12 protein-coding genes and 1 other RNA gene are annotated in these 12,999 nt (G+C 37.4%); 7 read left to right on the top strand and 6 right to left on the bottom strand.

Going from position 1 to position 12,999, the window contains the following annotated elements; genetic code table 11:
- The first annotated feature begins 21 nt into the window (after positions 1-21).
- The 4 genes from CC99x_RS02555 (at position 22) to CC99x_RS02540 (ending at position 3,921) form a co-directional block, all read left to right on the top strand.
- Positions 22-1,656 (top strand): HsdM family class I SAM-dependent methyltransferase, encoded by a 1,635-nt coding sequence (locus tag CC99x_RS02555; protein ID WP_057625588.1) that lies wholly within the window; start codon positions 22-24, stop codon positions 1,654-1,656.
- The gene (locus CC99x_RS02550; protein ID WP_057625587.1) at positions 1,649-2,902 is read left to right on the top strand and encodes a restriction endonuclease subunit S; all 1,254 of its coding nucleotides are present in this window, start codon (positions 1,649-1,651) and stop codon (positions 2,900-2,902) included. Before CC99x_RS02555 ends, CC99x_RS02550 begins: the two co-directional genes overlap by 8 nt.
- Complete coding sequence (locus CC99x_RS02545) at positions 2,883-3,491, top strand: hypothetical protein (RefSeq protein WP_057625586.1); 609 nt, start codon at positions 2,883-2,885, stop codon at positions 3,489-3,491. The genes CC99x_RS02550 and CC99x_RS02545 overlap by 20 nt, the downstream gene beginning before the upstream one ends.
- A gap of 157 nt (positions 3,492-3,648) precedes the next feature.
- The gene (locus CC99x_RS02540) at positions 3,649-3,921 is read left to right on the top strand and encodes a hypothetical protein (RefSeq protein ID WP_057625585.1); all 273 of its coding nucleotides are present in this window, start codon (positions 3,649-3,651) and stop codon (positions 3,919-3,921) included.
- Between the two features lie 343 nt (positions 3,922-4,264).
- On the opposite strand, the gene CC99x_RS02535 is transcribed toward CC99x_RS02540, so the two are convergent.
- The 4 genes from CC99x_RS02535 to CC99x_RS02520 all read right to left on the bottom strand — a co-directional run bounded on the left by CC99x_RS02535 (position 4,265) and on the right by CC99x_RS02520 (position 6,146).
- A complete protein-coding gene (locus CC99x_RS02535; RefSeq protein ID WP_057625584.1) occupies positions 4,265-4,957 on the bottom strand; it encodes a hypothetical protein in 693 nt (230 codons plus the stop codon).
- A gap of 64 nt (positions 4,958-5,021) precedes the next feature.
- Positions 5,022-5,348, bottom strand: coding sequence for a type II toxin-antitoxin system PemK/MazF family toxin (locus CC99x_RS02530; protein ID WP_057625583.1), 327 nt, complete (start codon positions 5,346-5,348; stop codon positions 5,022-5,024).
- Between the two features lie 3 nt (positions 5,349-5,351).
- Positions 5,352-5,642 (bottom strand): hypothetical protein, encoded by a 291-nt coding sequence (locus tag CC99x_RS02525; RefSeq protein ID WP_200953515.1) that lies wholly within the window; start codon positions 5,640-5,642, stop codon positions 5,352-5,354.
- A 234-nt stretch (positions 5,643-5,876) separates the two neighbouring features.
- On the bottom strand, positions 5,877-6,146 hold the full coding sequence (locus CC99x_RS02520) for a hypothetical protein (RefSeq protein WP_057625582.1): 270 nt from the start codon (positions 6,144-6,146) through the stop codon (positions 5,877-5,879).
- An 87-nt stretch (positions 6,147-6,233) separates the two neighbouring features.
- Between CC99x_RS02520 and CC99x_RS02515 the strand changes: the two genes are divergently transcribed.
- Positions 6,234-7,430 (top strand): hypothetical protein, encoded by a 1,197-nt coding sequence (locus CC99x_RS02515; RefSeq protein ID WP_057625581.1) that lies wholly within the window; start codon positions 6,234-6,236, stop codon positions 7,428-7,430.
- A 179-nt stretch (positions 7,431-7,609) separates the two neighbouring features.
- Positions 7,610-8,785: an ISL3 family transposase gene (locus CC99x_RS02510; RefSeq protein ID WP_259596529.1), complete on the top strand. Its 1,176-nt coding sequence runs from the start codon at positions 7,610-7,612 to the stop codon at positions 8,783-8,785.
- A gap of 107 nt (positions 8,786-8,892) precedes the next feature.
- On the opposite strand, the gene ssrA is transcribed toward CC99x_RS02510, so the two are convergent.
- Positions 8,893-9,241, bottom strand: a transfer-messenger RNA (tmRNA) gene (gene ssrA, locus CC99x_RS02505).
- A gap of 76 nt (positions 9,242-9,317) precedes the next feature.
- Entirely contained in the window at positions 9,318-11,387 is a 2,070-nt protein-coding gene (locus CC99x_RS02500) for a hypothetical protein (protein WP_057625522.1), read from the bottom strand.
- Between the two features lie 193 nt (positions 11,388-11,580).
- On the opposite strand from CC99x_RS02500, the gene CC99x_RS02495 reads away from it, so the two are divergent.
- Positions 11,581-12,942: an NAD-dependent succinate-semialdehyde dehydrogenase gene (locus CC99x_RS02495; protein WP_057625521.1), complete on the top strand. Its 1,362-nt coding sequence runs from the start codon at positions 11,581-11,583 to the stop codon at positions 12,940-12,942.
- Positions 12,943-12,999: the final 57 nt, after the last annotated feature.

Below are 12,999 nucleotides of genomic sequence, written 5' to 3'. Positions count from 1 at the left end.
AAAAATAATAACGAGTAAATAATGACGACGACACAGCAATTTGCACAACAAACTAAAAAACTGATTGATGACTTAAAAAGCGTCTGCGCTAACTATGGCTTAGGTAACGACGGCAATGAATTTAAAATCATCACGCAGGTATTTTTATATAAATTTCTGAACGATAAGTTTGTCTATGAAATAAAACAATTAGACAAAAGAATCGGTAATGCCAAAAATTGGGAAGCCGCGCTTAACAAATTAAGCGATGATGAATATGAAATGCTAAAGATGCAGCTAAAGGAGAGTACTGCTCACATCAAGAAAGATCACTATATTTCAACGCTATTTGCTAGGCAGAACGAACCAAATTTTGCCGACATTTTCGATAGCACCCTAGTTGATATTGCTCGTGATAACAGCGATATCTTCTCAGTGCTTACCGGCGGTGGTGAAAAGATCGTTCTATTCGAAAATCTAAGTAAATATGTCACTGATAAACGTGATGATTTTTGTAAAGCCATTGTGAATAAGCTCACAGGCTTTAGCTTTGAACATATTTTCAACGAGAAATTTGATTTTTACGCCACTATTTTTGAATATCTAATTAAAGACTACAACACTAACAGTGGTGGTAAATATGCCGAGTACTTTACCCCGCACGCAGTAGCTAAAATCATGGCGCGTTGTTTAGTGCCAAAGAAGAATGGACGAAAAGTTCAGAATGTGACCTGTTATGATCCATCAGCAGGCTCGGGCACCTTATTAATGAATCTTGCTCATGAGATAGGCGAAGATAAATGCACCATCTATTCGCAAGATATCTCACAAAAATCATCGGGCTTATTGCGTTTGAACCTGATTCTTAATAATTTAGTGCACTCAATACACAACATCATTAAAGGTAATACTATACTAGAGCCTTACCATAAAAAAGATAATGGCAAGCTAGAACAATTTGATTACATTGTTTCGAACCCACCCTTTAAGCTCGACTTTTCGGATTATAGTAAAGACCTAGAAAGCAAAGAAAATCACGACCGTTTTTTTGCTGGTGTACCGAAAATTCCCGAAAAGAAAAAAGAGTCAATGGCAATTTATTTGATGTTCCTACAGCATATTATCTATTCGCTAAAAGCTAAGGGCAAAGCTGCCGTTGTTGTTCCGACAGGGTTTATTACTGCTCAAAGTGGCATTGATATGAAAATACGTCAAAAGCTGGTAAATGAGAAAATGCTAGCGGGGGTGGTGAGTATGCCTTCAAATATATTTGCCAATACTGGCACCAATGTTTCTATATTATTTATAGACAAAACTAATAAAGAAGACGTGGTACTTATTGATGCCTCAAACCTAGGCACTACTGTTAAAGATGGAAAAAATCAAAAAACTGTTTTATCACATACTGAAGAAGACCAGATTATTAGTACGTTTAATAATAAAGAAGCTGTTGATGATTTTTCAGTAGTTGTGAGTTATGAAGATATTGCATCGAAAAATTATTCATTAAGTGCAGGGCAGTATTTTGAGGTTAAGATTGAACATGTTGATATAAGTTGTGATGAATTCAAATCAAAAATGAATGACTTTACGAATTGCCTAGATAAGCTATTTTCAGAATCCACAAAACTGGAACGTGTGATTAAGAAACAGTTATCAGGATTAAACTATGAATAAAATGTCTATTTCCAAGCGTGTTGCTTTCGAATATGGTTATGCTGTACGTGTTAATGATGAAAACACTGGTCAATATCCTGTCTATGGTTCTAATGGAATTACAGGGTATATAGACTCATATAAAGTTGAAGGCCCGGGTGTAATTATTGGAAGGAAAGGTAGTGTTGGTAAAATAACCTATGCAAAAAAACATTTCACCCCAACTGATACTGCTTATTACTTAAGACTGCTCGATTCCAATAAAGATAATATGTGTTTCTGGTACTACTTCCTTGGAACCTTGGGGCTTGATAAATTGAACACTCATAGTGCTGTGCCTGGTCTGTCAAGGAGTATTGCATATCTTTTAGAGGTTAAAATCCCAGAAAAAATAGATCAGTTAAAGATTGCAAAAGTGCTTTCGTTGTTAGATTCCAAAATAGCTCTCAACAACAAAATCAACACCGAGCTAGAAGCCATGGCCAAGCTCATCTACGACTATTGGTTTGTACAATTCGACTTCCCTGGTGCCAATGGCAAACCTTATAAATCCGCTGGCGGCAAAATGGTTTACAATGAAGCGCTTAAGCGTGAAATTCCTAAGGGCTGGGGTGTTAAAGAGTTAAATCAGTGTGTCGATGCTATCCTTGATCATCGCGGAAAAACACCTAGAAAATTGGGTGGTGACTGGACGGAAAGGGAAGATGGTATTATTGCGCTTTCAGCAAAGCTAGTTAAAGGTGGAAAATTATGCAATCTTGAAAAAGCAAACAAAGTGGATCAAGCGATGTTTGATAAATGGATGCCTGAAAAATTAAGAGATGGCGATATATTAATGACCTCAGAAGCTCCTGCTGGCGAGTTTTATTTTATCCATGGTAAAACTGACTACTGTATGAGCCAGAGGTTATTTGCAATAAGAGCTAAGCAAACGTTATTAGCTCCGACATATCTATATTATGAGCTTTCAAAGGGACATGGCTATTCTCAAATATTAGGTAGTTTAAGCGGGAGTACTGTCTTTGGTATTCGGCAAGATGTTCTTAGAACAATAAAAGTCGTAGTTCCTGACTTCGCTTTACAGAAAAAATTTGATCGCTTTGTATTGCCGCAATTAAAGCAAATTAAGAATTTGGATCAAGAGAATCTTGAATTATCAAAGCTCCGAGACTGGCTCCTCCCCATGCTAATGAACGGGCAAGTCACAGTGAAAGGAACACACCAGTACAAAAAAGGGAAGTTAAAACATGGCAGCTCAATACTCTAACCGTCAATTCTTTAGAAAAACACCTAATTTATATCTGGCTAAATATTTTGAAGCTAAAGGCATACAGCTTGAGGTTAATGTTAACCAATTACAGGAGCATGATGTTGATATCTTGCAGAATGCCTTGAGCAACCTACCCCCTGACCAAATTGCTGGTATAGAGGCCGAGTTTCAAGATATAAATGCCTTAGCCTGTGAAGGGGGTATTTTAGCCTTAGTTGACGAGGCAAGCTTTCATAATGACGATGCTTTTATTGAGGAAATTGCCGCTATAGATGGTTTTCATGCCAAAGCTATTTGGGCATTTCTCAGTAAACCTAAATATTGGCGGGGCGCAGTGAGGTTTTTGCATGCCGATAATGTAAGCGCGTCGTTTTGGAAGAAACGTAACGATTTCCTCAATTTACCACCACACCTTGAAAATGATGATACCGACGCTTTTGCCGAAGCAATTAGTGCCTATTTTTCAGGTAAGGAAGGGGTAAAAATTGTATTGTTGAGTCCTATCACCGCAATCAAAAAGAATATCTCTTTGTTCATCCAGAGGACTTTGGACAAACCACCATTGAATGGGTTTGTGGTACTTTAACAAACCAAGCGCATAACCCAGCATTTGAGATTATATTTGTATACTGTGAGGCGGAAGGTTCGCTAGACATATACGCCCCTAAAAATAATCAAGCGATACCAGATTTACAGGCATTATTTGCTAAACATATTTTAAAGATGCTTTTGAATTAGAAAATATGCCTTATTTTAACCTCCATAGTTTTCGGAATACCTTAGCAGCTTTAGATGAAAGCTTATGCCAGTCCGCTGAGGAATTTAAAGCATGGAGCCAAAATCTAGGCTATGAGGGCGTACTGACTACATTTTATAGCTATGGCGAAGTGCAAGAGAGCAGACAGACAGATATTTTGAAACAGTTAAAACAACCACGCGCTAATAAGATGAATACTAATGGAGTGGCTGAATTGGCTAAAGCAATCGCAAAAGAGATGGCGAACCAAAGCACTTAGTTACCTGTAATCTTGATTACAAAATCTATTTTTTTAAATTTGGCACCTACTTTGTTAGCTTTGCGTTAGATTGCTTTTTATCATATATAAAAACACATTAGTAGATTCTTGATTGCTAAATTCGTGCTTGATAACCATGAATATTATTTCATCCTAAGCGATTCATATTAGCTTAGTGAACATTTGCCAACAAAGAATGAATTATTATACCAATTGAATTTAAAAGATAACTTCAAAACTCTTAAATAATTTTTGTGATTTGCTTACAATAAAGCAAGTATGCAACGCCTTATATCAACATCACAGACTTATCATGAAAGAAGATGAAGCAATTAAGAATTAGTTACAGATGGAATCCGCTGATATCTTTCGTTGTAAATCCTAGTTTTAATAGCACCATAATGATTGCGATTAGAAATGCAGCTTTGAACAGATGCCCCAAGAGAGAATCTTCAATTTTTTCGATATTAAATCCGGTCGCTTTTAAAAGATAAAATGGTATTCTCAATATCGAGGTCAACCATGAGCGAGGATCAAAAATTTGAATAAAACTTGAAGCGCGAGCAGTTTTTAATATCCCTATCATTTTATCTAACGTATCAAATCTTGTTTGCCATTTTGTTTCTACATGCCCCAGATCTTCAAGAGCGCTACCAAAAATACATATACCTATTATTGGTCCTCCTACAGCTAGCGCAAGGTATGATTGTCGTGAAGTATTTATTGCGATTTGGCTTGCTACAAAACATATTCCAGGTATTTCTTCGGCGACTTGAGTGCGAAGTGATTCATATTGAACACCGTATTCTTTCTTGCATTTTAATTGTAAACAATATTGTGCCTCTCTTGGAGATAATATAAAGGTGGGTTTAATATTGACTGAAATCTTTTCTTCCATTTCGGAGAAATTTTCTAATTTCGCTTTAAATGAAGTTACTCGACGCAAATAAAGAAGATATTTAGCAAACCTCAATATCGGGCCACTTAAACCAATAATCAACAATCCCAACGAAATATAAATCATTTGTTGATTCATTCCGCGTCACCTCTTTACTACTTTAATGAGATTTTTTTCTTTTTATTGCGAAATGTCTGAATGGTTATCCAAGCCCCAGAATTTTCGTTAAATTTTCTTCAATTAGGCTAATATCAAGAGTTGAAAGTTTATCAACCTTATTTAAAAATCTCGTTTTATCAATGGCGCGTATTTGGTCACAAATAGCAACAACACGCTGCCCCTTCATCGAAACTTTAACACTCAGCGGTGGCCGCTCTGAAGCTGAGGTCGATAAAGGTATTGCTATTATAGTGCTTCGAGCGCGATTGATTGCGTTAATTCCCATGATAACCCATGGCCTTTTTTTGCGAATTTCTGAACCGGAATTTTCCAACTCTTCTACCCAATAAACCTCACCTCTTTGGTGCATCTTTTAGCCCCTTGACTTAGCATTTGGATCCTGTTCTTGAAAAACGGATTCATCAAAAACATCATTTTCTAAGCCATCATTAGCAAAAGCTTTATTAATTTCCATAACTTCAATTAAAGCTGCCGCATCTTTTTCAAGCGCAAGTGCTGCTTGATAAATCGCTTCTTCCTGTTTTGCTAATTCTGACTCTATAAGCCTTGTAAAAACCTTGCTTCTCTGTCTCTCAGGAATGCTTGCGCGCATACGCACGTATACATCCTCTGGCATAGAGATCAAAACCTTATGCATTTTCATCTTTTACACTCCTCATAAGTATATAGATAGTATAGGTTATAGTATATACGTATATCCACAACCTTTCGTCGGAATTTCCTGTTACTTAAATACCAATATATTTATATAAATAACTTCAAAAAATGATAGGTTGCAGCAAGATTAGTGCACTTCCATGCGTCTCTTCACACAAAGTACACAGTTGAACGACAATTTATCCAGGTAATCCAACCAAGAAGGTGAATTAATCGGAATCTACCCCAAAAACTTTGGATATTCGTCCATTAAACACCCTTCCGGGAGCTGAACCATAGGGTCAGCACTTAAAAGAAGCTGTTTCACTAATTCGAAATTATCAATTCGCCATTCATTAAAACCAACCTTAAATTTCACCTCTTTAATTTCATTTCGCTTTTTGAAGTTTTTTTCAGCGCGCTTAAGAAATTCATTAAGTTCTCGATTTTGCTTTTCAGCATATTTGGCACTCAAATACATACCCCCCTTTCTCAACATACCAAACAACATACTGAATAGCTTTAGTACTTTGGACACCTGCTGAGATATAGTGCTTTTTTTAGATGCATCAATATAAAAAATCGGATAAGTATACCTATGGCATACACCAAATGGACATATGAAAAGCTGGTTGAAGAAGCCAGAAAATACCAGACAAAACAGGAGTTTCGTGCCAAGAGCAGCTTAACTTATGCCGCAGCCAAATACCGAGGCATTATAGAAAAAATTTGTTCTCATATGTGCCCAGCCCGTATGTCTTGGTCTGATAAAATGTTGGCAACTGAAGCAAAGAAATATCAATCTAAATATGATTTCAAAAAAGGTTCTAACGGTGCATATCAAGCAGCTCATAACCGAGGGCTTATAGATCAAATCTGTACTCATATGGATAACCTGCATCCAAAATGGACAGATGAGAAAATAAGAGATGAAGCCTCTAAATTTACAATGAAATCAGAATTTCGTACCAATAGCCTTGGCGCTTACAAAGCCGCCTGGAAAAGTGGAATTTTAGATGAGATATGTTCACACATGGATGTACTGCATATTAAATGGACTGACGAAATGATTCTTGAAGAGGCAGCTAAGTTTAAATCACGAAGTAACTTTAAAGAATCAAGTCCTTTAGCATATGTAGCAGCCCAAAGAAGAAATATTCTGGATAAAGTATGCAATCATATGGAGTTTAAAATCAAATACTGGTCAAATGAAGAGATAGCTCAAGAGGCTCAAAAGTATGAAACCAGAAATGAATTCCAAAAATTTTCTACAGCTTATGGGGTAGCAATCAACCGAAGTATTTTAAATGAAGTTTGCTCTCATATGAAATACACAGAAAGAGTAAATTGGACACCGAAATTATTGGCTAAGGAAGCATTAAAATATTCAACTAGAAGAGACTTTTATAGAAAGAATAATAATGCCTATGTAGCAGCCAGGCGGTTTGGAATACTAGATGATATTACAGCGCATTTAGAATATTTAGATAGATATAATACGAGAGATGTAGTTTATTTGTGGCATGCGGAGGGTGACATTTATAAAGTGGGCATCACGAGTGAAAATCTGGGTGCTCAAAGAATTTATGACGTTGCCAAAGTCGCTGGATTCATATCTGAGTTAATTATTCTAGAAAACGTAGGTACTGTAATGGCCAAGAAAATTGAAAGCAAAATTCTTAAGCTTGGTGAACCTGTATCATTTAGAAGCAGCTTTCCTGGTTCTAGCGAATTTAGACACTTTTCATCAGCAGACCTAAATAAGGCAATTAAACTTATCAAAACTGGAAATTGAACGTTTTAGATATAAAATTGATACCTGTTAGTCAGCAATAGTGGCAAAAAAGTAGGGTTTTATGAAATGTCTTAGAGTCTTATTGGCATAAAAAAACGGCTCAACCCCAAAGAAGGGGGCACTTTAACCGTAATGTATTAAGCTAAGTATGTGAAAGATTTAGCAAAATGAGGTTAAAGATGCCCCGTACCAATCTTATTTTATTTTTGCCTGGTTTTACAATTAGGAAAGTCTTAAATGCTTCACCTTTAGTTATTGAGACTACTTATAATCGGAAGCCCAAATGCCCTTTCTGTGATGGCTCTAAATTACGCATCAAGCACTCCTTCATGCGTGAGGTAAAACATGAATCCGTTGGACTACGTCGTGCTTACATTAGATTCAAAGCACATAAGTTTTATTGTTATGCTTGTAAGCGTTATTTTAATCAACGCTTTCCCGGTATCTTAAAACATCAACGCGCTACAGAAAGATTAAAAGCCCAGGTCTTTGAACAACATACACAAGGGGTCTCTCAATTAGATTTAGCCAAGCAATTAAAGCTCGGTAAATCCACCATTGAACGATGGTACCAGCAACATTATTTATTGCGTGCTCAGAATATTAAAGCCCAACACTGGCCTAAAATACTTGGGATTGATGAACACTTCTTTTCTAAAAAACAACGATTTGCCACTACTTTTTGTGATCTAAAAAACCACCGTATCTTTGATATCGTTAAAGGCAAAAGTGGCTCTGATTTATTGCCTTTCATTAACCAATTACCAGGCAGAGAACGCGTCAAAATAGCTTGTATTGATTTAAGTGTTACTTATCGAAACCTCATTAAGAAGCACTTCCCTAAAGCCTTAATTGTAACGGATAGGTTTCATGTACTAAGACTGATTGAACAGGCTTTTATGAAAACCTGTCACAGCATCCATCCACAAATGAAGTACCACAGAGGAATACTGGCTATGTTTAGAACGCGTCCTGAGCATCTAACCGAAACCAAGAAGCTTAAACTTAAACAGTTCTTAGATGAACATCCGGCCATACAGGCGCTTTATCAGTTTAAAGAGCGACTCTTTACACTTCTAAAACATAAACATCGCAAGGCAAAGGAATGCAAAAATCTAATCCCTATTTTCCTTGATATGGTTAAACAGCTCAAAGCTGCCATCTTCTTACCGCTTGTTAAGCTCGGGAAGACCCTATTTAAATGGAGAGAGGAAATAGTAAGAATGTGGCGATTCACAAAGAACAATGGCATCACAGAAGGCTTCCATCGAAAGATGAAGCTCATTCAAAGAAGAGCATATGGATTTAGAAATTTTGAAAATTATAGATTAAGAGTTAAAGTGCTATGTTCCTAAACTGAAGTGCCCCCTTAAGTAGGGATGACCCAAAAAAACCCGCAATCTTCTAAGATTACAGGCTTTTAAGTTCATTCTGGGTTCTCGTTGAATCTATAATTTGTAATTTGTGGAGGCGGCGGGAATCGAACCCGCGTCCGAAGCATCTACGCTGAAGGGTCTACATGTTTATCTAGACCATTATTTTAACTGGCTACACCCGATCTAGCAGGGTGCAAACAGCGAGTCTCTGAGTTTTAACCAAGGACTTCGAAACAAAGCCATTGGCGATCTTGTAAAAGTTACCCCCTGTCTAACCGTACAAGCCCGGCTAGGAGAGAGGCTATCGCTTAAGCAGCGATTGCGTAGTTTTCGTCGTTTGCAATTATGACGATTGCAGTTAAGTTTAACGAGATTAATTGCCTGCTCGACATGCACCTTAAGTTTCAAGTACCCCGTCGAAGCCTGGTCGCCCCCAATTGATGATCATAGCTAATATAGTTATTTGTGTCAATTTGTCTAGCAGTGCAATTAGGCTAGGCATCAAGCTTTTTTAAGGTTTGCTAGAGTATTTGGATGACTCCAAGCCCTCTTGCTCTAAACGTTCATTGGTGGCTTTATCTTCTATGCCCTCTTCAGATACAGGTGAATCAGAATCTTTGTTGGCAACTGTTTCAAAATGCGTTGTTAAAGAAGAACGCATATTTCTGGGGCCACTCTCTACTTCTTCCGTCTCAGCCACTGTCTGCGTCTCTTTTTCCAAAGAGGCTAAATCAGCCTCATCTGATTCTGGCTGTCTAACAACACCTACATCTGTCTCTACTTTTGGATGCATAGGTACAGATATCTCCATTTCTTTCTTTTTCCCCAAAAGACCAGAAAAGAAAGAACCAATGGCATTCGCAGCACGCTTGAACAACCCAGGCTCTTCAACGGCAGCTCGCTTTTTCTTCTCAACAACCTCTTCTACATTGGGAGAAACAGCATATTCTACTTGCCCCTGAACATTTTCCACTTTCTTGTTTAACTTATAGCCTTTCCAGGCAAGTTTTGTGCCTTTAAATGCAGCAACAGCAGCAGGCAAAGCAGCAACGGCACTTAAAGCACCATATACGGGCACAGCCGCAGGTGCAGCAGGGGTAGCCAGCATAATCATTGGCACAAAGGTCGCAACTGCACTCAATAAGACGGCAACAACGTTCCAACCAATAATCTTTAAACGATCACCAGCACTTTCTGACAAAGTATGTAGTCGTTGCCTTCTTTTGAACAAATCCATTACTTCGCCATAATCTTCTTTAAACTGCTTTTCAGTATTTTCTTGGCGCCATTTTGTTGCTTTTGTCATCCAATCGCCAATATTTGTAAATTTAATATCTGGAGACTCAAAAACAAGCGTGTACATTAATGAAGATTTATCTGCTTTAGGAGAATTGATAAAATAATCTGCAAATTTTACAACAAAGTCTCCAGCTTTTTGTTTCTCTTCTGGTGTATTTAAATTTGTCAAACTTTCTAAATATATTTTTAATTCTGCTTTGAGTTCATCCGGCAAACGATATTGCTCTACCAGTTGGTATTGATCATGTGCATGTCGTAATACTGCTATTTGAGCTTTATCAAAACCTTTATCCAACAGCTCTTTTTCAAAATCAACCTGTGGTTGTTTCAACCAATCCAATGATAGATTTTTTCCAACCAACATCATCATGATCTCATTTTGCAAATGTGCATCATTTAAAAACTCTCGATGCTGTTCTAACTTATCTGCAGGCAAAGAAAGCAAATCAAGCGTATTTTCAAAACTTTCTTTTGAAGCATGTGGAATCACAGACATGATGCCACGAATTTTTTCTTGTTGTGCTTGGTTTCTATTGATCGAGTGATTGATAACACGAACCATCACATCTCGCATTTGTCTCTCAGACATATGCTTTTTATCTTTTCTATAAATGAGGATGTCTTTTATTTCATTTCGTAGGCTTTCTGGCAATTGTGCTGCAGCAATTCTTTTTCGTATTTGGCTTGCTTCTTGAAATGTCTTAATTGTTTTCTCGTCTATATTTGCAATTTTGCACATTTTCTCAATGTCATCAGGTTCCGACTCAAATAGTTTTTGAGGTAAATGACGATGTGCCTTTAGAAGTGAAGTTGCCTTTTCAAATTTCTCATATTCAGCTTGTAAATCTTTAGGAATACCCAATTTATCTATCAGATTTTCTATTTTTTCTTTATTTTTAAAGTCTTTTTTAATACGTCTTTTTTCCCATTTCTCCGAGAAATATACAGAAATGTTTCGTACCAATGTAACCGTTGAACCGACAAATGCCAAAATAGGCACTGCTGCCGCCAAGGCAAGCGCCATGGTCACACCTGTTGCAATAGATAACGCAGCAGAAATACCAAACAAGGTGGCGGGAAACAACTTCTCATACCAGGATAATTCTTTGTTACGCAGTGTTTCTACCATAGAATAGGCAAACATGCCTGCACCAACAAAATGAAAAATATTACCAAAGGCAGCACCTAAGCTACCCGAAGCACTGGCAACATTACCAGAACCTAATGCACTAATACCTTGTCTTAGGTTGGTTGCTAGATCTCTGATACCTGATAATGCCATATATACACACTTAAGTTAATTATGGTACTTATAATATAGTTTATTACATTTTCAAGTTAATTTACTAAAATATATTTTATATAGAATTCAAAGCATTAAAATGCTATTTTGTCGCATGTACACATAATAAAATTATGCTTAAAATAAAAATTGTTTCTATATCCAGCTTGTTTTTTATATAAATGAGAACTCTATGAAAAGTATCAGCCCCGTTAGCGCCGAACTCATCTGCATTTTTCAAGCACATACAAATGCAGAAATAGAAAATGCAATTCTCAATGCACACAATGCCTTTAAAACATGGCGCAACTATTCTTTTGAGCAACGTGCAAGCTGCCTCAAAAAAGCAGCAACAATACTCAGAGATAACGCAATAGAACATGCTACGATGATTAGCCAAGAAATGGGAAAATCATTTAAAGAAGCGCTGGCAGAAATTGAAAAGTGTGCTGTGTGTTGCGATTATTATGCAGAGCACGGTGCTACGCTATTGCAAAACGAAAATATCTCAACGGCAGCACAAAAAAGTTATATCAGCTACCAGCCTTTAGGCGTTATTTTATCGATTATGCCTTGGAATTTTCCATATTGGCAGGTATTTCGTTTCGCTGCTCCCACCCTCATGGCCGGCAATACTGCGCTTTTAAAACATGCTTCTAATGTATCAGGTTGTTCTGTCGCTATTGAAAAAATATTTATGGATGCTGGTTTTTTAGAACATAGTTTTCAATCATTATTGGTAAAATCAGCAGATATAGAACCCATCATTGCGCATCCCTTGGTTCAAGCGGTTACGCTCACTGGCAGCACACAGGCTGGTAGCAGTGTTGCTCAATTGTGTGGAAAATATATTAAAAAATCTGTATTAGAATTAGGCGGCAGCGATCCTTATCTCATTTTAGAGGATGCGGATTTAGAAAGTGCTGCTAAACTCTGTGTACAAAGTAGAACCTTAAATGCAGGGCAGAGTTGCATTGCAGCGAAGCGCTTTTTAGTAATGGAATCTGTTTATGAACAGTTTGTCAGTTTATTTGTAGATAAAATGCGCGCTATCCGAATGGGTGATCCCTTTTCAACGCAAACGCATATTGGCCCAATGGCAACACATGCATTACGTGATGAATTACACAAACAAGTGACCCGCTCTATTCAACTAGGTGCAAACTGTCTATTAGGGGGCGAACTTCCAGATAATGTGGGCGCCTATTATCCTGCCACTGTACTGAGCAATGTAAAACCTGGCATGCCTGCCTTTGAAGAAGAATTATTTGGCCCTGTTGCCAGTATCATTAAAGTCAAAACGCAAAAAGAAGCGATTGAAATTGCCAATGCCAGTCATTTTGGTCTAGGAAGCGCTGTTTTTACAAAAGATATTGCAAAGGGACAACATATTGCCGAGTATGAACTTCAATATGGCAACTGCTTTGTCAATGATTTTGTGCGCTCTGATCCCCGCTTACCTTTTGGTGGCATAAAACAAAGTGGCTATGGCAGAGAGTTGGCGCATTGTGGTATACGAGAATTCTGCAATATTAAAACAGTTTATATTCAGTAAAGCCTTGCCACCTTTCTATCTATAACTAGAAGCTGTCTCAAAAATAAATAAGGTGTT

Origin of the sequence: Candidatus Berkiella cookevillensis, assembly GCF_001431315.2 — a bacterium.
In the GTDB taxonomy this organism is placed as follows: domain Bacteria; phylum Pseudomonadota; class Gammaproteobacteria; order Berkiellales; family Berkiellaceae; genus Berkiella_A; species Berkiella_A cookevillensis.
The sequence above is the reverse complement of the archived record's forward strand: the minus strand, read 5'-3'. Positions and strand labels throughout refer to the sequence as shown.